23 protein-coding genes and 1 tRNA gene are annotated in these 21,580 nt (G+C 70.2%); 13 read left to right on the top strand and 11 right to left on the bottom strand.

Features of this window, described 5'->3' with window-relative positions; translation table 11 throughout:
* Window positions 1-270 precede the first annotated feature (270 nt).
* Both ACWEPG_RS04380 and ACWEPG_RS04375 read left to right on the top strand, forming a co-directional pair.
* Window positions 271-714, top strand: a complete 444-nt coding sequence (locus ACWEPG_RS04380) for a DUF4383 domain-containing protein (RefSeq protein WP_450113718.1) — start codon at window positions 271-273, stop codon at window positions 712-714.
* Window positions 715-860: 146 nt separating this feature from the next.
* Window positions 861-1,295, top strand: coding sequence for a hypothetical protein (locus ACWEPG_RS04375; protein WP_450113719.1), 435 nt, complete (start codon window positions 861-863; stop codon window positions 1,293-1,295).
* Between the two features lie 32 nt (window positions 1,296-1,327).
* Here the strand turns inward: ACWEPG_RS04375 and ACWEPG_RS04370 are convergent, their stop codons facing one another.
* The 8 genes from ACWEPG_RS04370 to ACWEPG_RS04335 form a co-directional block, all read right to left on the bottom strand.
* Window positions 1,328-1,567, bottom strand: coding sequence for a hypothetical protein (locus tag ACWEPG_RS04370; RefSeq protein ID WP_450113720.1), 240 nt, complete (start codon window positions 1,565-1,567; stop codon window positions 1,328-1,330).
* Between the two features lie 71 nt (window positions 1,568-1,638).
* Entirely contained in the window at window positions 1,639-2,208 is a 570-nt protein-coding gene (locus ACWEPG_RS04365) for a type 1 glutamine amidotransferase domain-containing protein (protein ID WP_450113721.1), read from the bottom strand.
* Window positions 2,209-2,368: 160 nt separating this feature from the next.
* Window positions 2,369-2,647, bottom strand: coding sequence for a hypothetical protein (locus ACWEPG_RS04360; protein WP_450113722.1), 279 nt, complete (start codon window positions 2,645-2,647; stop codon window positions 2,369-2,371).
* 142 nt (window positions 2,648-2,789) lie between these two features.
* Complete coding sequence (gene mshC / locus ACWEPG_RS04355; protein ID WP_452593962.1) at window positions 2,790-4,031, bottom strand: cysteine--1-D-myo-inosityl 2-amino-2-deoxy-alpha-D-glucopyranoside ligase; 1,242 nt, start codon at window positions 4,029-4,031, stop codon at window positions 2,790-2,792.
* A gap of 62 nt (window positions 4,032-4,093) precedes the next feature.
* Window positions 4,094-4,927: an SCO1664 family protein gene (locus tag ACWEPG_RS04350; RefSeq protein ID WP_450113724.1), complete on the bottom strand. Its 834-nt coding sequence runs from the start codon at window positions 4,925-4,927 to the stop codon at window positions 4,094-4,096.
* Window positions 4,928-4,930: 3 nt separating this feature from the next.
* Window positions 4,931-5,518 carry a DUF3090 domain-containing protein gene (locus tag ACWEPG_RS04345; RefSeq protein ID WP_450113725.1) on the bottom strand — a complete coding sequence of 196 codons (588 nt, stop codon included), beginning with the start codon at window positions 5,516-5,518 and terminating at the stop codon, window positions 4,931-4,933.
* Between the two features lie 65 nt (window positions 5,519-5,583).
* On the bottom strand, window positions 5,584-6,294 hold the full coding sequence (locus tag ACWEPG_RS04340) for a histidine phosphatase family protein (protein ID WP_450113726.1): 711 nt from the start codon (window positions 6,292-6,294) through the stop codon (window positions 5,584-5,586).
* 24 nt (window positions 6,295-6,318) lie between these two features.
* Complete coding sequence (locus tag ACWEPG_RS04335) at window positions 6,319-7,161, bottom strand: undecaprenyl-diphosphate phosphatase (protein WP_450113798.1); 843 nt, start codon at window positions 7,159-7,161, stop codon at window positions 6,319-6,321.
* A 201-nt stretch (window positions 7,162-7,362) separates the two neighbouring features.
* Here ACWEPG_RS04335 and ACWEPG_RS04330 point away from each other — a divergent pair, with 201 nt between their 5' ends.
* The 8 genes from ACWEPG_RS04330 (at window position 7,363) to ACWEPG_RS04295 (ending at window position 14,719) form a co-directional block, all read left to right on the top strand.
* The gene (locus ACWEPG_RS04330) at window positions 7,363-8,280 is read left to right on the top strand and encodes an aldo/keto reductase (protein ID WP_450113727.1); all 918 of its coding nucleotides are present in this window, start codon (window positions 7,363-7,365) and stop codon (window positions 8,278-8,280) included.
* Window positions 8,281-8,313: 33 nt separating this feature from the next.
* A complete protein-coding gene (locus tag ACWEPG_RS04325; protein WP_450135321.1) occupies window positions 8,314-8,751 on the top strand; it encodes a TIGR03668 family PPOX class F420-dependent oxidoreductase in 438 nt (145 codons plus the stop codon).
* A gap of 51 nt (window positions 8,752-8,802) precedes the next feature.
* On the top strand, window positions 8,803-9,486 hold the full coding sequence (locus ACWEPG_RS04320; RefSeq protein WP_452593961.1) for a biliverdin-producing heme oxygenase: 684 nt from the start codon (window positions 8,803-8,805) through the stop codon (window positions 9,484-9,486).
* Window positions 9,487-9,506: 20 nt separating this feature from the next.
* Window positions 9,507-10,514 carry a heme/hemin ABC transporter substrate-binding protein gene (locus ACWEPG_RS04315; protein WP_452593960.1) on the top strand — a complete coding sequence of 336 codons (1,008 nt, stop codon included), beginning with the start codon at window positions 9,507-9,509 and terminating at the stop codon, window positions 10,512-10,514.
* A 59-nt stretch (window positions 10,515-10,573) separates the two neighbouring features.
* Window positions 10,574-11,584 carry a FecCD family ABC transporter permease gene (locus ACWEPG_RS04310; protein WP_450113799.1) on the top strand — a complete coding sequence of 337 codons (1,011 nt, stop codon included), beginning with the start codon at window positions 10,574-10,576 and terminating at the stop codon, window positions 11,582-11,584.
* Complete coding sequence (locus ACWEPG_RS04305; protein WP_450113731.1) at window positions 11,581-12,429, top strand: heme ABC transporter ATP-binding protein; 849 nt, start codon at window positions 11,581-11,583, stop codon at window positions 12,427-12,429. Before ACWEPG_RS04310 ends, ACWEPG_RS04305 begins: the two co-directional genes overlap by 4 nt.
* Before the next feature lie 131 nt (window positions 12,430-12,560).
* On the top strand, window positions 12,561-13,595 hold the full coding sequence (locus tag ACWEPG_RS04300) for a YncE family protein (RefSeq protein ID WP_450113732.1): 1,035 nt from the start codon (window positions 12,561-12,563) through the stop codon (window positions 13,593-13,595).
* A 53-nt stretch (window positions 13,596-13,648) separates the two neighbouring features.
* A complete protein-coding gene (locus ACWEPG_RS04295) occupies window positions 13,649-14,719 on the top strand; it encodes a quinone-dependent dihydroorotate dehydrogenase (RefSeq protein ID WP_450113733.1) in 1,071 nt (356 codons plus the stop codon).
* Between the two features lie 149 nt (window positions 14,720-14,868).
* Here the strand turns inward: ACWEPG_RS04295 and ACWEPG_RS04290 are convergent, their stop codons facing one another.
* Both ACWEPG_RS04290 and ACWEPG_RS04285 read right to left on the bottom strand, forming a co-directional pair.
* Window positions 14,869-15,408, bottom strand: coding sequence for a YbhB/YbcL family Raf kinase inhibitor-like protein (locus tag ACWEPG_RS04290; protein ID WP_450113734.1), 540 nt, complete (start codon window positions 15,406-15,408; stop codon window positions 14,869-14,871).
* A gap of 21 nt (window positions 15,409-15,429) precedes the next feature.
* Window positions 15,430-16,800, bottom strand: coding sequence for a M20/M25/M40 family metallo-hydrolase (locus ACWEPG_RS04285; protein WP_450113800.1), 1,371 nt, complete (start codon window positions 16,798-16,800; stop codon window positions 15,430-15,432).
* 180 nt (window positions 16,801-16,980) lie between these two features.
* Between ACWEPG_RS04285 and ACWEPG_RS04280 the strand changes: the two genes are divergently transcribed.
* A tRNA-Leu gene (locus tag ACWEPG_RS04280) sits at window positions 16,981-17,066 on the top strand.
* Window positions 17,067-17,162: 96 nt separating this feature from the next.
* On the opposite strand, the gene ACWEPG_RS04275 is transcribed toward ACWEPG_RS04280, so the two are convergent.
* Window positions 17,163-18,305, bottom strand: coding sequence for a S8 family peptidase (locus ACWEPG_RS04275; protein WP_450113735.1), 1,143 nt, complete (start codon window positions 18,303-18,305; stop codon window positions 17,163-17,165).
* A 224-nt stretch (window positions 18,306-18,529) separates the two neighbouring features.
* Here ACWEPG_RS04275 and ACWEPG_RS04270 point away from each other — a divergent pair, with 224 nt between their 5' ends.
* Window positions 18,530-19,972: an SDR family NAD(P)-dependent oxidoreductase gene (locus ACWEPG_RS04270; protein WP_450113736.1), complete on the top strand. Its 1,443-nt coding sequence runs from the start codon at window positions 18,530-18,532 to the stop codon at window positions 19,970-19,972.
* A 99-nt stretch (window positions 19,973-20,071) separates the two neighbouring features.
* Window positions 20,072-21,565, top strand: coding sequence for a glutamate-cysteine ligase family protein (locus ACWEPG_RS04265; RefSeq protein WP_450113737.1), 1,494 nt, complete (start codon window positions 20,072-20,074; stop codon window positions 21,563-21,565).
* Window positions 21,566-21,580: the final 15 nt, after the last annotated feature.

The following is a 21,580-nucleotide window of genomic DNA, read 5'->3' as shown; positions in this document are numbered from 1 at the left end:
CCGAATCCTCACGCGGATGCTGTTGCTTCAACGTCGGCGTCGTGTGGGCTGCCTGTTCATGATATCGGGACTCGGCCTTCGTCGTCCGTGACTGGGTCGATACCGAAGAGTCGGTACTCGTGGCGATACGGCGACCGAATGACGGGCGCCGCGCCTGCCGCTCACCCTGCCTGGTGCCGCAGGTTTGGATCTGCGACCCTCGGGTACCCCGACACCCTCACCCGAGGCAGGAGGCGATTGGCGATGCAGGCACAAAGAGAGAAGTCCACGGTGACACGGTCACCGATCCAGATGACGGCGCTGGTGGTGGGTGGGGTGTTCCTGGCGGTCGGGGTGCTCGGCTTCATCCCCGGAATCACGACGAACTACGACGCACTCACGTTCGCCGGACACGAATCGGGCGCCGCCCTGTTCGGAACGTTCACCGTGTCGGTGCTGCACAACATCGTGCACCTGGTCTTCGGTGTCGCCGGACTCGCGATGGCACGCACGGCCGCGGCGGCGCGACTGTTCCTCGTCGGCGGCGGCATCGTGTACCTGGCGCTGTGGGTGTACGGGATGCTCGTCGACCAGCACTCCGCAGCGAACTTCGTGCCCGTGAACACCGCGGACAACTGGCTGCACCTCGGACTCGGCGCCGGCATGCTCGCGCTCGGGCTCGTTCTCGGCCGGGTGGCCGTCGGGCAGGGCGCCTACCGGGCACGCCACACCTGAACAGGCCACACCTGATGAACGAGAAGCCTTGACGGACACGCTGTTCTGCGTCCGCACCGTGTCCGCGGCGTCCGAGGTTTCGACCTCCCCCGAGCGGGGAACTCGGAACTGCCCCGCGGTCGCGGGCCTGCAAACGAGGAGTCGAAATGAACACCGCAACCATCGTGTGGATCGTCGTCGCCGTCGTCGTGGTGCTGCTCGTCGCCGCGGCAGTTGTCCTGCTCATGCGCAGGCGGACCGAACGCCGGCGCGAGGAGGCCGAGCGGATCCGCGCCGACGCGCGTCAGCAGTCGTTCGATGTCGGCGAGAAGGAAGCCCTCGCGAGCGAGACCGCGGCCAAGGCCCGCATCGCGAGCGCCGAGGCGGACGCGAAGCAGGCAGAATCCGAACGCCTGCGGCAGCGGGCGGCTGCCACCCGGTCCGACGCGGACGAGGCGCGTGCCGAGGTCGACGACCAGTGGGGACGCGCAGACCGGATCGATCCGGACCTCCGGACCGGCGACGAATCCGGCGAACCCGAGCACCCCGAATCCACCGAGCACGGGGCCGCGGACACGGGCGCGAAGCACCGGGACGCCTAGCAACCGGCAGCACCCGGACACCTGAGGTCGGCTCAGCCGGCACCGCGATCGACGAGTTCGTCGTGCCCGGACCTGCGGGCGCAGTGCGCGCAGCAGTAGACGGCGCCACCGGTCTCGACACCGTGACCGAGGATCCGGCACCCGCAGTGCGCGCACACCGGCGCCATCTCCTGGATCGCACATTCGAAGCTGTCGAACGTGCCCGTCCTGTCCCCCATCGTCAGGGTGAACACCTTGTCATAGTCGTTTCCACACGTCGTGCACGTTCCCATGAGTTGCACCTCCTGTAGATGTTCATGCGGGTAAAAGTTCAGGCTGGTAGAAGTTCAGGCTGGTTGGAGGTTCAGGCGGGCGCGGACGCAGCGGCGAAGACCTCGACGAGGCTGCGGCAGAAGTCCGGGAGATCGGCGGGCCTCCGACTCGAGACCAGCACACTCGGCGCCTGCCTGCACACCACCACCGGCTCGTCGATCCACCGGCCGCCCGCGTTGCGGATGTCGGTCCGCAGACTCGGCCACGAGGTCAGTGTGCGTCCACTCAGCACACCGGCCTCGACGAGCGTCCACGGTCCGTGGCAGATGACGGCCACCGGCTTGCCCTCGTCGAAGAACCCGCGGACGAAGTCGACCGCCTCGGACACGGTCCGAAGGTGGTCGGGGTTCGCCAATCCGCCCGGAAGCACGAGTGCGTCGAAATCCGCCGACGGGACCTCGCCCGCGACCGCGTCGACCGGAAAGGACGCACCGCGGTCCAGATGCCGGAAGGCCCGGACCCGTCCCGGCCGGGTCGACACCAGGACCGGTGACGCGCCTGCGTCGGACACCGCCGACCACGGTTCGGTCAGTTCCACCTGCTCGGCCCCTTCGGGCGCAACCAGAAAGGCAATTCTCTTGTCCCGCAGATTGTTCGCCATGACCACTCCTCGCGTCGGAATGATGCGGCCCGTTCCCGCGTCGCACGGCATCGATCGAGTACCCGCGTCTCACCGCGAGCGGCCCCGGCCTCGGCCCGGTGACGAGCGGAGGCCGCAGTCGCGCGCGGCGGGCCGACGCCGGTCCTCCGAACCCGGTCTCTCAGTTCGCCCGACGGTTCCCGCCCACGGGCACGTGCTCCTCCGCGAACTTCTCCGCGCGGCGGGCGGTGTCGGCGACGAGATGCCCGGCCTGCTTCCCCATCTCACCGACAGGGGACTCGGCGACGGACGACGCCAGCTTCGTCGCCGCATCGTGCGCGCGAGTGCCGAAGTCCGCTTCCTGGACCCGGCGTTCGGCGCCCCGCACGGCGTTGGCGACAGCCCCCACCACCGCACCGGTGAGCGCTCCGATGACCAATCCGATCCACACATTCTTCATGGCATCGGGTTACCCGGCGCGCGCGCCGCCAAACGCCGTGTCCGACGAACGACGTGCACGATGAACGACGCGGCCCCGGGGAGCGCTCTCGACCGCGCACCCGGCGCACATCGACGGACGCGGCGGGTGACACCGCGGCGCCTCAGCGCAGCGACACCCCCAGCAACGCGTCGACGGCATCGGAGAACAGGCCCGGCGCCGCGGCGTCGGAGCCGCCGTGATCGACGGCCCGGCGGGCCCAGCCGTCGAGCGCGTCGAGCGCCTTCGGGGTGTCGAGATCGTCGGCGAGGTGCTGACGCAGCCGGGCGACCGTGTCCAGGACGTTCTCGGCGGTGGGCAGCGCCGCCGCCCGCCGCCAGAGCGCGAGCCGCTCCTCGGCGGCGGCGAGCACATCACCGGTCCAGGCCCGGTCCTGCCGGTAGTGCCCGGACAGCAGACCGAGCCGGATCGCCATCGGGTCGACGCCCTCGCCACGCAGCTTCGAGACGAACACCAGGTTGCCGCGGCTCTTGGACATCTTCTCGCCGTCCAGGCCGATCATGCCGGTGTGCACGTAGTGCCGCGCGAATCTGCGTTCGCACACAACCGATTCCGCGTGCGCGGCGGAGAACTCGTGGTGCGGGAAGATCAGGTCGCTGCCGCCGCCCTGGACGTCGAATCCGGAACCGATGCGGTTCAGTGCGATCGCCGAGCACTCGACGTGCCAGCCCGGCCGGCCCGCACCGAACGGTGACGGCCACGACGGCTCACCGGGTCGCTGCGCCCGCCACACCAGGGCGTCGAGGCGGTCCTGCTTGCCGGGCCGGTCGGGGTCGCCGCCCCGTTCGGCGAAGAAGCGCTCCATCGTCTCGCGGTCGTAGCCGGATTCGTAGCCGAACTGTTCGGTGGCGTCGACACGGAAGTACACGTCCGGGTACTCGGCGTCGTCGACGACGTACGCGGCGCCTGCGGCCAGCATCTTGCCGACCATCTCGACGACCTCGTTCACCGACTCGACGGCACCGATGTAGTCGCGCGGAGGCAGCACCCGCAGCGCTTCCATGTCCTCCCGGAACAGCGCGGTCTCGCGCATCCCGAGCACCACCCAGTCCTCACCGTCGCGCTCCGCACGCTCGAACAGCGGGTCGTCTACGTCGGTGACGTTCTGCACGTAGTGGACGTCGTGTCCGGAGTCCCGCCACATCCGGTTCACCAGGTCGAACGCGAGGTATGTCGCGGCGTGACCGAGATGCGTGGCGTCGTACGGCGTGATGCCGCACACGTACATCGTGGCCGTCGGGCCCGGAGTGACGGGCCGCACGCGGCGGTCCGCGGTGTCGTAGAGCCGCAACGGCGGCCCCTGACCGGGTACGGGCGGAACGGCGATGTCGGACCAGGACTGCATGCTGCCGAGCCTATCCGAAGCGTCATCCGGCTCCCCCGATGGGCGAGGTCAGACGAGCGAGATCAGAACGCGGGCCACGGGATCGGCCGGTGCGTGCTCGGCTGCGGCATCACCGGATCGGCGAGCAGCGCGCGCGTCCGCTCGCGCAGTGCCCGCACCTCGGCGACGGTGACGTGTTCGGCCAGCCGGTCGGCGAGCTCACCGCCCAGCGTCTGCTCGAATCCCGCGATGTCGGCGAGCAGGTCCCCACCGATCCGCTGGCCGGCCCAGCCCCACAGCACGGTCCGCAGCTTGTTCTCGGTGTGCAGGCAGATGCCGTGGTCGACGCCGTACACGGATCCGTCGGTGCCCTCCAACGCGTGCCCGCCCTTCCGGTCGGCGTTGTTGAGCAGCACGTCGAGGACCGCCATCCGCAGCAGCCGCGGATCGTCGGCGTGGATGAGCGCGACCTCCTCACCCTCCCCGTCGTAGGCGAGCAGCACCTGGAACCAGCCGTCCGGTACCCGGTCCGGCGGGCAGATGTCCACCAGGTCGAGACGTTCGCCCCGCTCGCCCGCCGAATCCGGCGTCTCCACCCAGTGCTGCACCATGCCCGGCCCGTAGGGGCCGTCGCGCAGGATGGTCCGCGGGATCACTCCCCAGCCGAGTGCCTCCGAGATCAGATACGACGCCACCTCCCGGCCGGCGAGGGTGCCGTCCGGGAAGTCCCACAGCGGGCGCTCGCCCCGGACCGGCTTGTAGACACAGCGCTCACTGCGGCCGTCCGCCGTCGCTTCGCACACCAGGGTCGCGTTGCTCGCCGACACGATCCGGCCCAGGACCGTCAGCTCACCGGACGCGAGCAGGTCGACGCCGTCGGAACGGGATTCTCCGGTGTCTGGATACGAGGTGGTCAACGGTCAGCTCTCGCCGTCGTCGGGGCGGGCGAAGGTCGCACCCCGCCGGTAGCCGTTGGTCCGTACGCACACGTGCCCCTCCGGCGACAGCGGCTCGCCGCACAGCGGGCAGGGCGCCCGGCCCGCGGAGATCACCCGTTCGGACCGCACCGCGAACTCGCGGGCCTGTTCCGGAGTCAGGAACACGCGCACGGCGTCCGGGCCCTCTTCCACGTCGTCGAGCACCACCGACTCGTCGATCTCGGACTCGGACACCGCCAGCAGTTCGACGACGACGGCACCGGCGTCGGAGTCCCAACCCAATCCCATCGTCCCGACCCGGAACTCGGCGTCGATCGGCATCACCAGCGGACTGGTGTCGCTGGGCTCGGCCTCGTGCGGCGGGACCGCGGTGCCGAACCGGCGGTGCACCTCGTCGAGCAGCAGGCCCATCCGGTCCGCGAGAACCTGCACCTGTTGCTTCTCCAGCAGCACGCTCACCACGCGGGTGTCGTGGACCGCCTGCAGGTAGAACGCGCGGTCCCCCGGCTCACCGACAGTGCCCGCGACGAAGCGGTCAGGGGTGCGAAAGACGTGAATCGCTCGGGACATTCAGCACCTCCACGTGATCGGGTCGTCACACAGTCGGGTCGTGTTCCGGTCTCCGCCCGGTCCCATTATCCGCCCTTTCCGGCGGTTCCCACCTCGCCGCCGGGGACGGCCTCGGACGCTCCGACACCGGCCGGCTTCGCGGCACCGGAGCCGCCCAGACCGGACAGGTCGGCGCCGGTGTCGTTCATCCGCAGCACGAACGGCCGGGTCGCCGTGTAGCGAATCACGCTGATCGACGCCGGTTCGGTGACGATGCGCTGGAATCCGTCCAGGTGCGTGCCGAGCGCATCGGCGAGCACCGACTTGATCACGTCCCCGTGGCTGCACGCCACCCACAACACGTCCCGCTCGTGTTCGGCGGCCAGCCGGGTGTCGTGGGCCCGGATCGCGGCCACCGCGCGGGCCTGGACCTGTGCGAGCCCCTCGCCGTCCGGAAACACCGCCGCCGACGGATGCTGCTGCACGACCTTCCACAGCGGCTCGTCGAGCAGTTCCTTGATCGACCGGCCGGTCCACTGCCCGTAGTCCACCTCGGCGAGCGCGTCGTCGACGACCGGCATCAGCCCGAGTTTGTCGGCAAGCGGTGCGACCGTGCGTTCGCACCGCAGCAGCGGGGAACGCACGATCGCGGTCACGTCCAGGCCGCCGAGCCTGCCGACGAGGGACTCCGCCTGTTCGCGGCCGAGCTCGTCGAGATCGATGCCGGAACCACGCCCGGCTAGGACGCCCGACGTGTTTGCCGTCGACCGGCCGTGCCGGACCAGAATCACCGTCATGGATTCAGAGTAGGGCGGATCGGGTCAGGTCGCCGCGACGACACCGGTGCCCAGCAACACCAGCAGCACGACGCCGAGGATGATCCGGTACCCGACGAACCAGTACATCGAGTGGTTGACGACGAATCGCAGCAGCCAGGCGATGGTGGCGTAGCCGATGAGGAACGCGATGACGGTCGCCACGATCAACTGGGCACCGCTGGCGTTGAGTCCTTCGCCGGCCGGCTCGAACGCGTCCGGGAGCGAGAACAGGCCCGCCGCGGTCACCGCCGGGATCGCCAGCAGGAACGAGTACCTCGCGGCGGCCTCTCGCGTCAGGCCGAGGAACAGGCCGGCGCTGATCGTGCCGCCGGAGCGGGAGACACCCGGGATCAGAGCCAGCGCCTGCGCCGAGCCCATGATCACACCGTCCTTGAGGGTCAGCTGCTCGATCGGCCGCTGCTTGCGGCCGTAGTGCTCGGCGGCGGCGATCACCAGCGCGAAGACGATCAGCATCGTCGCGACCAGCCACAGGTTGCGGGCACCGGTGCGCACCTGGTCCTTGAACAGGAACCCGAGGATGCCGACGGGGATGGTGCCGATGATGACGTACCAGCCCATCTTGTAGTCGTGACCCCGCTTGTCCGGATCCCGGAGACCCCGCACCCAGGCCATCACGATCCGGCCGATGTCGCGGGCGAAGTAGACCAGCACGGCCGCCTCGGTGCCGAGTTGGGTCACGGCGGTGAACGAGGCCCCGGCGTCCTCCCCGAAGAACACTTCCGAGACGATCCGCAGGTGGCCGGACGAGGAGATCGGCAGGAACTCGGTCAGGCCCTGCACCACGCCGAGGACGATCGCCTGCAGCCAGGTCATGGACTCCCCGATCACCGTGTGCTCCCGCCGTCGCCGGGTGCAGAGGTCTTCGATCGGGGGGCCAACGACGTGGCTGGGCGACGCATCACGGTCTGCACCGTACCGGCGGAGCGTCTCGGCGCGCCGGACCGGGTCCGCGGCGGGCACGACCGGCGAGTCACTGTGCTGCGCAGCGCTGCGGCACTACGCTTCCGGACTTGTGGTGGTCGAACAATGAAGCAGCGCACGGTCGGACGCAGCGGTCTACGGGTGTCCCGGATCGGTCTCGGCACCCTGTCGTGGGGACGGGACACCGACGGGGACGAGGCCGCGGCACAATTGCTCGGGTTCGTCGAAGCCGGTGGCACACTTGTCGATTCGTCACCGTTCTACGGATGCGGGGCGGCGCAGCGGATCCTCGCCGAACTGCTCGACGACGTCATCCCCCGCACCGATCTGGTGATCTCGAGCACCAGCGGGATTCACCCGGGGTCGGGCGGCGTGGACTGTTCCCGACGGTCCCTGCTCACGCAACTCGACGCGACCCTGCGCGAACTCGGCACCGATCACCTCGACCTGTGGCAGGTCGCGGCATGGGATCCGCAGACCCCGGTCGACGAGGTCGCCGCCACGCTCGCCCACGCCGTCGACACCGGCCGGGTCCGGTACGTCGGCGCGCGCGGCTACCTGGGCTGGCAGCTGGCCACCGCATCGTCGGTGTCGCCCCTGACCGCCACGCAGGCCGAGTACTCGTTGCTGGCCCGCGGCGTCGAGGACGAGCTGGTGCCCGCCGCCGCGCACCACGGCGTCGGAGTGCTCGCCGCGGTGCCCCTCGCGGGCGGGGTTCTGACCGGCAAGTACCGCGACGGCATCCCCGCCGATTCCCGCGGCGCCTCGGAATCCGGCGCGGACGACGTCAGCGGCTACCTGACCCAGGAGACGTCCCGGGTGGTGGACGCCGTGGTCACCGCGGCGGACGGCCTGGGGGCGTCTCCGCTGGCCGTGGCACTGGCGTGGGTGCGGGACCGGCCCGGGGTCGCGAGCGCGATCGTCGGTGCCCGCGACTACGCCCAGCACACCGGCGTGCTCGCCACCGAGGAGCTCGAACTGCCCGATGCCATCGCTGCGGCGCTGGACGACGTCAGCGCCTGACTCCCGGCCGCGGCGTGTTCTAGCCTGGTCTGGATGCACGAACAGGAGCGGCAGAGCAGGTTCGCGCGGGCACGGGTGGCGACTCTCGGCACCGTGACCGCCGACGGTGCACCACACCTGGTGCCGGTGGTGTTCGCCCTCGCCGGTGACGTCGTGTATTCGGCTGTCGACGACAAACCGAAGTCGACGCGTCGGCTTCGCCGTCTCGACAACATCCGGTCGACCGGCCGGGTGAGTCTGCTGGTGGACGGGTACGACGAGGACTGGACGCGACTGTGGTGGATTCGTGTCGACGGCGACGCGAACGTGGTCGACGCCACCTCGGCGGTCGGGAACGCCGGAATCCGGGCGTTGGTGGACAAGTATCCGCAGTACGACGCGAATACCCCCGGAGGTCCGGTGATCGTCGTCCGGCCACGGCACTGGGCGTCATGGGCCGCCCACGAGCACCACGGAGCAAGGCCAGGCTAACCTGTTGGAGATCCGCTTTTTCGACATCGTTTTCCATGAACAGGGGTAGTGATGACAGCGCTCGACACCGCAGCCGCGACCGCGCCCGCACCCGGCCTCGCCGAGCGGATCAAGACGCAGACCGATGCGGCCCACCGACGCACCGAGCAGTCCCGTTTCGTCGGGGAACTGCTCGCAGGCAAACTGACCCCCGCCGCCCACGCCGCGCTGATCGGCCAGACGTACCTGGTCTATCGCACGCTCGAGGAGGCCGGGCGCGCCCATGCGGACAATCCGGTGGTCGCACCTTTTCTCGGTGACGAACTGCTCCGCACCGACGCCCTCGAAGCGGACCTCGAGTTCCTGGTCGGCGCAGACTGGCGCCTGCAGGTCACCGCGCTGCCCGCCACCCAGCGCTACGTCGACCGCCTCAACGAGGTCGCGTTCGACTGGCCCGCCGGGTTCGTCGCGCACCACTACATCCGCTACCTCGGTGACCTGTCCGGCGGTCAGATCATCCGCCGGATGCTCGAGCGCGCCTACGGGTACACCACGGACGGCCTGCGGTTCTACATCTTCGACCGGATCGAGAAGCCCAAGCTGTACAAGGACGACTACCGCGCCAAGCTCGACGACGCCCCGCTGTCCGCCGAGGACCAGCAGCGGCTGATCGACGAGGTCAACCTCGCCTACGACCTCAACGGCGCCCTGTTCGCCGACCTCGAGAACGACATCGACAGCTACCTGGTCAAGTGATCCCGTTGCGCACTCGCACGATGATCCGCACGGCCGTCGCACTGGTCGCCGCGGCGCTGGTGACCGCAGGCTGCTCCGCGGCCGACGACCCCGCCGCGTCCGACGGCCAATCCGGCCGGACCACGGCCACCCTCGACAGTCTCGACCCGACACCGATCACGCAGGGCGCCCAGTCGACGTTGCCGGTGACCGTCCGCGGCTTCGACGGGACCGATGTCACGGTCACCGACACCAGTCGCATCGTCGCCGCGGACCAGTACGGCACCCTCACCGAGACGGTGTACGCCCTCGGCCTCGGGGACCGGCTCGTCGGCCGCGACACCGCCGCGAAGTTCCCGGCGGTCGAGGCGGTGCCGGACATCACCCCGTCCGGACACTCGATGTCGGCGGAGGCGATCCTCAACCTTCACCCGACGGTCGTGCTGACCGACACCAGCATCGGACCACGGGCGGTGCAGGACCAGTTGCGGGCGGCCGGGATTCCCGTGGTGTTCTTCGACCCCACCCGCACCCTCGAGGGCGTGCCCGGTCAGATCGAGGCCGTCGCCGAGGCGCTCGGCGTGCCCGACCAGGGCAAGGCCCTCGCCGACCGCACCACCGCGCAGATCGACGCCGCGAAGGCGCTCGCCCCCACCGACGGCACCGCGCCGAAGATCGCGTTCCTCTACATGCGGGGCACCTCGATCACCATGCTGGCCGGCCCCGGCTCCGGTGCCGACTCGCTGATCGAAGCCCTCGGAGGTGTCGACGCGGGCACCGCATCCGGGCTGACCCAGCAGTTCACCCCGATCACCAGCGAGGCGATGATCGCGGCGGCCCCGGACGTGTTCCTCATGATGACGAACGGACTGGACTCCATCGGCGGGCTCGACGGCCTGGCGAGGATCCCCGGCATCGCGCAGACCCCGGCCGGCCGCAACCAGCGGGTGGTCGACATGAAGGACGGCGTGCTGCTCAGCTTCGGCCCCCGTACCGGCGACGTGCTGCACTCCCTCGCCGTCGCCGTGTACGGCACCGACACGCAGTGACCGCGGCCACCGACACCGCCGACACCGGCACGTCCCGCCGCCCGCGCGCGACGGGCGTACTGGTGGCACTGGCGCTCGGCCTGCTCGCGCTCGCGCTGATCTCCGCGTGTGTCGGTCAGGTGCCGACCTCGCCCGCCGAAGTGCTCGGGTCGATCGCCCACCGGATCGGTCTCGACATCGGCCCGATGCCCGCCCACCCCAGCGGTGAGGTGACACTCTGGCAGGTCCGGTTTCCCCGGGTGATCCTGGCGATCGTCGTCGGCGCCGGCCTGGCCTGCGCCGGTGCGCTGCTGCAGGGCGTGTTCGCCAACCCGCTCGCCGAACCCGGGGTCATCGGGGTGTCGTCCGGTGCGGCCGTCGGGGCCTGCGCCGTCATCCTCACCGGTGGCGCCTTCGTCGCAGGTACCGCGGTCGCCGCGGCGGCGTTCGTCACCGGCCTCGTCACCACGGTCCTGGTGTACCTGCTGGCCCGGGCGGAGGGCCGCACCGAGGTGGTCACCCTGGTGCTCACCGGCGTCGCGATCAACGCGTTCGCCGGCGGCCTGATCGCCTTCTTCACGTTCGCCGCCGATCCCGCTGCCCGCGACCAGATCGTCTTCTGGCAGCTCGGCAGCCTCAACGGCGCCACCTGGGAAGCGGTCGCGGTGGTCACGCCGATGGCCGTCATCGGCATCGCGGTCACGATGCTGCTCGCCCACAAACTGGATCTGCTCGCGCTCGGCGAGTCCGCGGCCGCCCACCTCGGGGTGAACGTCGAGCGGCTGCGGCAGGTGGCGGTCCTGGTCGTCGCGCTGCTGGTGTCGGCGTCGGTCGCGTTCACCGGCATCATCCTGTTCGTCGGCCTGGTGGTTCCTCACCTGATGCGGATGATCGTCGGTCCCGGGCACCGGCTGCTGATCCCCGCCAGCGTGCTGTGCGGCGCGATCGTGCTGCTCGCCGCCGATCTCGGCGCCCGCACCCTGGTCCCCAACGCCGACCTGCCCCTGGGCATGCTGACGTCCCTCATCGGTGGACCGTTCTTCTTCTGGATGCTCCGCCGCACCCGCAGGCAGCAGGGAGGCTGGGCATGAACCTGTCCGCCCGTGTGCGGGAACTGCTGGCCCGCGACCTGCCCGCGCCCGAGTGGCCCGCACCGGGCGCGGTGACGATGCGGGCGGTGGACGTCAGCGTCGACCGCGGCGGCCGTCGCGTTCTCGAGTCGGTGACCCTCGACGTGCGGGCCGGTGAGGTGCTCGCGTTGGTCGGCCCCAACGGGGCGGGCAAGTCCACCCTGCTCGCCGCCCTGTCCGCGGACACGGACGTCGCGTCCGGTCACGTCGAGCTCGACGGACGACCGCTCGGCGAGTGGAACCGACCCGAGATGGCCCGGCACCGCGCGGTACTCCCCCAGCAGCACACCGTCGGCTTCTCCTTCACCGCCCGTGAGGTGGTCAGGATGGGCCGCACCCCGTGGGCCCGCACCACGCTGCGCGACGAGGACGATGCCGCCGTCACCGAAGCGATGGCCACCTGTGACGTCGAGCGGTTCGCGGACCGCCCCTTCGCGGCACTGTCCGGCGGCGAGAAGGCCCGCGTCGCCCTGGCGCGCGTCCTCGCGCAGCGGACCGCGACCCTGCTCCTCGACGAGCCGACCGCCGCCCTGGACCTCGGCCATCAGGAGGCGGTGATGCACCTCGCCGCCGACCGCGCGCGGGCCGGGGCCGCGGTGGTGGTGGTGCTGCACGACCTGGCGTTGGCCGCCGCCTATGCCGACACCGTCGCGGTCCTCGCCGACGGCGGTCTCGCCGCGTTCGGCACACCCCGGGACGTTCTGGCCGAGGACCTGCTCGGACGGGTGTACGGCCACCCCGTCGAGGTGCTCGCCCATCCGCGAACGGGTGCGCAGCTCGTCCTCCCACGACGCGGGCCCGCCTGACACCGATCGGCCCGCCCCCCGCCCGAAAGGGCCATGCGGATTCGGGAAGTCGGCGGCGATCGGGAATGCTGGACGGGAACATCGTTCACCCGAACGCCGCCAGTCGACGCAGCACCCTGAGGAGACGAAAGATGCCGGGACACCGCGCACGCACCGCGACCGTACTGTCGGGAGCGTTGTTACTGCTGGTCACCGGCTGTTCCACGGACAGCGGCAACGACAAGATCCAGACCATCGACGCGGCCACCGCCGCCGTGTCCCCGGCGGTGTCGAACACTCCCGCCGGCGGGGTGATCACGCTCGGCACCGCCGTCGCGGCGACCGTGTTCGACCCGACCAGCGACACCGTGGCCATGCTCACACCCGACGCCCGCGGGCTGATCCTCGTACCCGCGACCGTCCCCGGGATGCCCCCCGGCACGATGTCCGACTTCCCGCGCCGCGACGTGACGCTGCCCGGCGGGGTGGCGTCGCTGTCCGCCCCGCGCGACGGCGTCGTCGCGGTCCCCTCGGGCCGCGGGGTGTCGACCGTGAACCTGTCCGACGGCACGGTCTCCACCATCCCGGTCGACGCGGAGGTCCGATCGGCGGCGCTGCTCGGCGAGGGCCGCGTGGCGGTCGGAACCGCGGACGGCGAAGTGCTCGAACTGGATTCGGCGGGCAGCGTGACGCATCGGGTCGACGGCCTGGTGTCGGTGGACGCGCTCGGGCTGACCGGGGCCGAGCTCAGCGCCCTCGACCGGCGGCAGACGTCGCTGACCGAGATCGATCTGGCCAACGGCAAGCGGGGCATGGCGCTGCGCGCCGGCGAGGGTGCCACCAACCTGGTCACCGACGGATTCGGCCGCGTGATCGTCACCGACACCACCGGCGGCGAACTGCTGTCGTTCACCATGGACCCGCTGATGATGCACCAGCGCTACCCCGTCGCGAACTCGCCGTACGCAGTGGCGGTGGACGAGAAGTCCGGACTGGTGTGGGTCACCGTCACCGGCACCAACGAGGTCATCGGATTCGACCTGTCCACCGGAATTCCGGTGGAGAAGCACCGCTATCCGACCGTCCGCCAGCCGAATTCGGTGGCCGTCGACTCCGACACCGGGACCGTGTTCGTCGCCTCGGCCACCGGGGACGGCGTGCAGCGCATCGACGTCGCCGGCCACTGAGCCCCGACTCCGACTCCGACTCCCGCTCCGCGACCATCGAGGAGAGATCTTCCGTGTACAACCTGCTGCTGCGCCTGCTGTTCCTCATCTCGCCGGAACGGGTGCACCACCTCGCCTTCGGGGCGATGCGGGCGGTGACGTTCTTCGGGCCGCTGCGCTCCCTGGTGGCGCGCGTGCTCACCGTGCCGGACCCGGTGCTGCGCACGCGGGTGTTCGGCGTCGACTTCCCCGCCCCGCTCGGCCTGGCCGCCGGGTTCGACAAGAATGCCACCGGCGTGAACACCTGGGGCGCCCTGGGATTCGGGTACGCCGAGGTCGGCACCGTCACCGCGCAGGCCCAGCCCGGCAACCCGGCGCCGCGCCTCTTCCGGCTGCCCGCGGACCGGGCGCTCCTGAACCGGATGGGCTTCAACAACCACGGTGCGGGTGACGCGGCGAATCAGCTGCGACGCCGCCACACGGCACTGCCGATCGGCGCGAACATCGGCAAGACGAAGGTGGTGCCCGCGGAAGGAGCCGCCGACGACTACGCCACCAGCGCCCGCCTGCTCGGCCCGCTCGCCGACTTCCTGGTCGTGAACGTCAGTTCCCCGAACACCCCCGGCCTGCGGGACCTGCAGGCGGTGGAATCGCTGCGACCGATCCTCGCCGCGGTTCTCGCCAGCGTGGAGGTGCCTGTACTGGTGAAGATCGCTCCGGATCTGTCCGACGAGGACATCGACGCGGTTGCGGACCTCGCCGTCGAGCTCGGACTGGCGGGCATCGTCGCCACCAACACCACCATCTCGCGGGACGGCCTGCGCACCCCCGCCGACGAGGTGTCGGCTCTCGGTGCCGGCGGCATCTCCGGCGCACCGGTCGCGGACCGGTCGGTCGAGGTGCTGCGCCGGCTGTACGCCCGGGTCGGGGATCGGCTCGCGTTGATCTCGGTCGGCGGCATCGAGACCGTCGATCAGGCGTGGGAACGGATCCTGGCAGGCGCCTCGCTGATCCAGGGGTACACCGGCTTCATCTACGGCGGCCCGTTCTGGATGAAGAAGATTCACAAGGGTCTGGCCCGGAAGGTCCGGGAGGGCGGCTACGCCTCGCTCGCCGACGCCGTCGGTGCCGCCACCCGCGCCTGACCTGCACCCACCACACACCCCCGGGCGCCTCACGCCCGGACGATGCACCCCTGACGGCGGAAGGGCACCTTCGTTCGATCTGACCGAACAAAGGTGCCCTTCCGCCTCGGGGGGACCGACGAAGGTCGGCGCGCGGCCCCGGCCGGGGGTCAGCGGCCGAAGGTGGCCGTCAGGGTAGCGCGGGCGATCGCGTGGCTGAACAGGTTGAAGCCGAGGAAGGCCGGCGTCGAGTCGGTGGTCAGGCCGTCGACCTTCTCCACGCTCAGCGCGTGCACGGCGAAGATGTAGCGGTGCGGGCCGTGGCCGACCGGCGGGGCCGAGCCGAGGTACCGGTGGCCGCCGCCGTCGTTCTTCAGCGTGATCGCGCCGTCGGGCAGTCCGGCGCCGCCGTCGTCGCCTGCGTTCGCGGCGAGCGAGGTCACCGAGGCGGGGATGTCCGCGACCGCCCAGTGCCAGAAGCCCGACGCGGTCGGGGCGTCCGGGTCGTACATCGTGACGACGAAGCTCTTCGTCTCCGCCGGGAACCCCGACCAGGACAGCTGCGGCGAGATGTCCTTGCCGCCGGGCACCCCGAAGATGCCGCTGCGCTGATCGGCGGGCACCTCGCCGCCCTCGGTGATCTGCTCCGACGTCAGGGTGAAGGTCGGCAGGTCCGGCAGCGGGCCGTACGGATCGTGGTCATGAGCCATGGGGTGTCCTCTCGTGAGTTCTCAGCTGTGCAACAGGAAGTGCTCGAGTACGCGCGTGCCGAACTCTAGTGCGTCGACCGGCACCCGCTCGTCGACTCCGTGGAACAGCGCGGTGAAGTCCAGTTCCGGCGGCAGCTGGAGCGGCGCGAACCCGAAGCAGCGAATCCCCAACGTGGCGAACGCCTTTGCATCGGTTCCCGCGGACAGCATGTACGGCACCGTGCGGCCGTTCGGGTCGTGCGCGAGGATCGCGGCGTTCATGGCGTCGACGAGGTGCCCGTCGAAGGTGGTCTCGTACGAATCGAGTTTGGTGATCCACTCCCGGGTCACGTCCGGACCGATCAGCTCGTCGACCTCGCGCTCGAACGCGGCCTGCCGGCCCGGCAGCACCCGGCAGTCCACCACGGCGGTCGCGGTCTGCGGGATGACGTTCGCCTTGTAACCGGCGTCGAGCATGGTCGGGTTCGCGGTGTCGCGCAGGGTGGCGCCGATGATCCGGGAGATGCTGCCGAGCTTCCCGAGTGCGGTGTCGAGATCCGCTGCACCCGGATCGAATTCCAGTCCGCTCTCGGTACCGACGGCGGCGAGGAATTCCGCAACCGAGTCGGGCACCACCAGCGGGAAGGTGTGCTTGCCGAGCCGGGCGACCGCCTCGGCGAGGATCGTCACCGCATTGTCCTCGTGCAGGAACGAGCCGTGGCCGGCGCGGGCCTTCGCGGTCAACCGCATCCAGCCCAGTCCCTTCTCGGCGGTCTCCACCAGGTACAGGCGGGCGTCGCTGCCGTCCGGGCGCGGCACCGACAGCGAGAAGCCGCCGACCTCGCCGACCGCCTCGGTGACGCCCTCGAACAGATCGGGCCGGTTCTTCACCAGCCACTGCGATCCCCAGGTGCCTCCGGCCTCCTCGTCGGCCAGGAAGGCGAACACCAGGTCCCGAGGCGGCACCGTGCCCTCAGCCTTGAACTGGCGCGCCAGCGCCAGGGTCATCCCGACCATGTCCTTCATGTCGACGGCACCCCGGCCCCACACGTACCCGTCCTCTACGGCGCCGGAGAAGGGGTGCACGCTCCAGTCGGCCGGTTCGGCGGGAACGACGTCGAGGTGGCCGTGGATCATCAGCGCCCCGCGGCTGCGGTCGGCACCGGGCAGTCGCGCGAAGACGTTGCCTCGTCCCGGCTGCCCGGACTCGACGTAGACCGTCTCGTACCCGACCTCCTCGAGTTTGCGGGCCACCCATTCGGCGCATTCGCGTTCACCCTTGGTGGTGGCGAGTTCGCCGGTGTTCGACGTGTCGAAACGGATCAGCGCGCTGACGAGATCCACGACCTCGTTCTCTGCACGACTGCGGGCGGTCGGTTCGGGGCTGTTGCGGGCGGATTCCCCCGAATTGATCGGGTTGTCGATGTGGGGCACCACCCTTTCCTACCACCGGCGGTCACCGAATATCGCGTCGATGATCGTCGGACACCCCCTTTCACCTGCGGAAACAGGGCGATTTTGGTGTTTGGGTCTGCCTGGGTTAATCTTTTCCAGCACGCAGCGAGAGCGGCGAGCGAAACAAAGAGTGTGCAAGCGCGAGTGGCGGAATGGCAGACGCGCTAGCTTGAGGTGCTAGTGTCCTACTAATGGACGTGGGGGTTCAAGTCCCCCCTCGCGCACTCTGAGTTGAGACAGACGAGAAAAACCCCGGACCACGGTCCGGGGTTTTTCTCGTTGTCGCCCTTGCGATTTCGTGGAGTGATTTCGTCGAGTGCTCACATCCTCTGTGCCGACGTGAGTTCGTGCATCGCCAGTTCCTTCGCGCATGCGAACAGCGCCCCGGGCGCGCTGAGCCGTGAGAACGTCAGACCCGTGTGCGCGACGTTGTCGTGTTCGTCGTCGCCGTCGTATATGACGGTCGCCCCACGCAACAGCCAGCGTTTGACGTCCGCCACCGTCGGCAACTCTCCCGTGGCACGCAGGTAGTACGACTGCAGGAGCAGGATCACTCCGGTGGTGACGGCCGCGGCCCGGCTGGTGCCGTACTGCAGCGACTCCCCGGTGTCGTTGCGCACCCCGGTGGAGGTCACCGGCGACCCCGGCGCGAACAGGTCGGTCGCGCACGGCCCGCCGATCTTGTGGTGCAGCCGCTGTGAGTACGGGGTGATCCGGTCCGGCGCCGTCGAGAACGCCTTCGCCCCGTCCGGGTAGCGGAACGGCCCCTCGTCCGCGTCGTAGACCGCACCGACGCTCAGACAGTGCCGGATGATCGCCGGGTAGCTCATGCCCTGCACGCCGCCGTGCGCGTAGTACTCGTTACCCGACCCGACCACGCAGGCGACGCCGCGCTCGGTCAGTTGCTGCAGCAGCGAACCGATCTCGTCGCCGGCGAGGTCGGTGTCACTGGTCCGGTTGTCGGCGGTGCCGAACGGCATGCACAGCGCCGAGATGCCCAGCTGGGCCCAGTGCCCGAGCACCCATTCCAGTCCGTCCCGCACGTGCGCCAGCGTGCCGCCGCCGTCGTCACCGAGCACCTTCACCGGCACGATCCGGGCGTTCGGGGCGACCCCCGTGTGAATGCGGCCCGCGCACGCGATCCCTCCGACACTCGTGCCGTGCCCGTACCGGTCCCCGGTGTCGTCCGGGTCACCGCCCGTGCAGTTGTGCCCCGCCAGCACCCGCCCCGAGAAATCGGCGTGGGTCGCCCGCAGCCCGGTGTCGAGGATCGCGACGGTGACCCCCGAGCCGGACACGTTGAAGTCCCGGCGTGTCTCGGGTACCCGGACCAACTGGTCCAGGTCCGTCAGTTCGGGCAGGTACGGTCCGTCCTTCTGTACAGGTCGCTCCACTGGTACGACGGTGGCCGCGGTCACGATCGTCGCCAATCCGGTGGACGGCCGCCGTTCCGACTTGTCCATGATGCTGGCCTTTCGTCCGGTCGGGCCGGCCCGGCCCGACGATCCCCCGACCGATCCCACTCCCCCGACACCGGCAATCCTCCTCGCGCCCGGACCGGATGTCACCACCCGTGACACGGCCGAATCGGCTGGTCGCGAGGCGGTCGGTAGACTCGGGCGACGACTGCACGGACAGACTGCCCGGCCCGCCGGGGTGACGAGATTCAGGACTGAGCACCACACCGATGGCACAACCGACGACCGGTATCGACCCCGCCGACCTGGAGACCTGTCTGAAGGTCCTCGCCGCTGCGGGTGAACTCGACGCCGAGCACCCCGACTCGATCGCACTGCAGCGCGCGAGCGGCAAGATGTTCAAGCGACTCAAGCGCCGCAAGCGGATCGAGACACGCGACGCCAAGAACGCGGCCGATCGTGCGGTCGTCGCGGCCACGGCGACCGGTTCCCCGAACCGGATCGACGACGAGACCGCGGGCGTGCTGATCTCCTCACCGACCGCCGGCGCCACCGCGGGCACCCTGATCCGGCCGCGGCCCTGCTACATCTGCAAGCAGCGCTACACCGTCGTCGACGCCTTCTACCACCAGCTGTGCCCCGAGTGCGCGGCCCGCAGCCACGCCAAGCGAGACGCGAGCACCGACCTGGCCGGCCGCCGCGCCCTGCTCACCGGCGGTCGCGCGAAGATCGGCATGTACATCGCGCTGCGTCTGCTGCGCGACGGCGCCCACCTGACGATCACCACCCGGTTCCCGAACGACGCGATCCGCCGGTTCACGGCGATGGAGGACAGCGGCGACTGGATCCACCGACTGCGCGTGGTGGGCATCGACCTGCGCGACCCCGCCCAGGTGGTGGCGCTCACCGAGGACGTGGCCTCGCAGGGCCCGCTCGACATCCTGATCAACAACGCCGCCCAGACCGTCCGCCGCTCGCCGGGCGCGTACTCGGCGCTCGCCGAGGCGGAGTCCGGTCCTCTGCCGGCAGGCGAACTGCCCGAGGTCGTGACGTTCGGCAAGACGAGCGACGCGCACCCGGCCGCGCTGGCGAGCTCGCTGCCCGCCGCGACGCAGTCCATCGTCCACCAGGTCAGCGAACTGGCCCTGGTCGCGGGATCGGCCACCCCCGAACGCATTTCGCAGGGAATCGCGATCGACGCGGGCGGCCTGGTGCCCGACCTCGCGCACACCAACAGCTGGGTGCAGGCGGTCGGCGAGGTCGACCCGATCGAGCTGCTCGAGGTCCAGCTGTGCAACTCGGTGGCGCCGTTCATCCTCGTCGACCGTCTGCGACCCGCGATGGCCGCGTCACCCGCACGCCGCAAGTACGTGGTGAACGTCTCCGCGATGGAGGGCCAGTTCTCGCGCCAGTACAAGGGCCCCGGCCATCCGCACACCAACATGGCCAAGGCCGCACTCAACATGCTCACGCGCACCAGCGCGAAGGAGATGCTCGAGCAGGACGGCATCCTGATGACCGCCGTCGACACCGGATGGATCACCGACGAGCGCCCGCACTACACCAAGCTGCGGCTCGCGGAGGAGGGCTTCCACGCGCCCCTCGACCTCGTCGACGGCGCGGCACGGGTCTACGACCCGATCGTGCAGGGCGAGGCCGGCGTGGACCTGTACGGCTGCTTCCTCAAGGACTTCGTACCCTCACCCTGGTGATCTCGGGCGGCCCGTCGCCGAGATGGCATCACCGCGCATCGCGGCGCCCCCTCGGGAATACTTGGATTCGACATGTGATGTCGACCGAGGGAGACGCGCATGGGCCGCGAGGTCACCCGTGTGGTGTTCACCCGCAAGGACCGGCAGGTGTTCCGCGAGAAGGTGCACAACTGCCTCGATGCCCTCGCGGATCTGCTGGCGGGTGAGCAGGCGCCCGACGGCGAACCGACCGTGGGACTCGAACTCGAACTGAATCTCGTCGACACCCACCGGGAGCCGGCGATGGTGAACGCATCCGTGCTCGACGCCATCGCCGATCCGGCGTACCAGACCGAGCTCGGCCAGTTCAACATCGAGGTCAACGTCGCTCCGCGCCGGCTCGACGGCACCAATCTGGCGGAGCTCGAGGACGAGCTGCGGACCACACTGAACCAGGCCAACGAGCGGGCCCGCGCCGGTGGAGGCCGGCTGGCGATGATCGGCATCCTGCCGACCCTGCGCAAGCGGCACCTCGACCAGCGGTGGATGTCGTCGGACCCGCGGTACACGGCGCTCGCCCAGCAGATCCTCGCGGCCCGCGGGGAGGACATCGAACTCGACATCACGGGGGTGCCGCTGCCGGGCCGTCAGGACACCGAGCGCCTCGCGACGGTGACCGACACGATCCTCGCGGAGGCCGCATGCACGTCCACCCAACTCCACCTGCAGGTCTCGCCCAGCGAATTCGGTGCCCACTGGAACTCGGCGCAGATGCTGGCGGGAGTGCAGGTGGCGATCGCCGCGAACTCCCCGTTCTTCGTCGGCCGGGCGCTGTGGCACGAGACCCGCATCCCGCTGTTCGAGCAGGCGACCGACACCCGTCCGCTGGAGCTGAAGAATCAGGGTGTGCGTCCGCGGGTCTGGTTCGGAGAGCGGTGGATCTCGTCGATCTTCGATCTGTTCGAGGAGAACTCCCGGTACTTCCCGGCCCTGCTCCCGGAGTGCACGGACGAGGAACCCCGCGCCGTGGTCGCTGCCGGGGGCACCCCCGAACTTGCCGAACTGCGCATGCACAACGGGACGATCTATCGCTGGAACCGCCCGATCTACGACACCACCGCCACCGACCACCATCTGCGCCTCGAGAATCGGGTGCTGCCGTGCGGTCCCACCGTCCGCGACACCGTCGCTGACGCGGCGTTCTACTACGGCGCGGTGCACTCGCTGGCGCATGCGGAACGCCCCTCGTGGTCGCGCATGCCGTTCGAGGCGGCCGCCGCCAATCTCCAGGCCGGCGCACGGCGTGGGTTCGAGGCGCGCCTGTTCTGGCCCGACATCGGCGCGGTTGCCCCGCACGAACTGGTGTTGCAGACACTCCTGCCGTTGGCACACGACGGTCTGGACGCCCTCGGGGTCGCGCCCGATGTCCGCGACACGTATCTGGGAATCGTCGAGGAACGCTGCCGCGGCCGCCGCAACGGCGCGAACTGGCAGCGCGCGGCGGTGGCAGCGCGGGAGAACGCGGGCGAAAGCCGGGACGCGGCGCTGAGCTCGATGCTCTCCGACTACCTCGATCGCATGCATTCGGCGTCGCCTGTCCACACCTGGGATTGAGCCCGGCACCACCTA

The sequence above is a fragment of the Rhodococcus sp. NPDC004095 genome (assembly GCF_053604015.1).
Note: the sequence above shows the minus strand (reverse complement) of the source record. Positions and strands in the feature narration are given on the sequence as shown.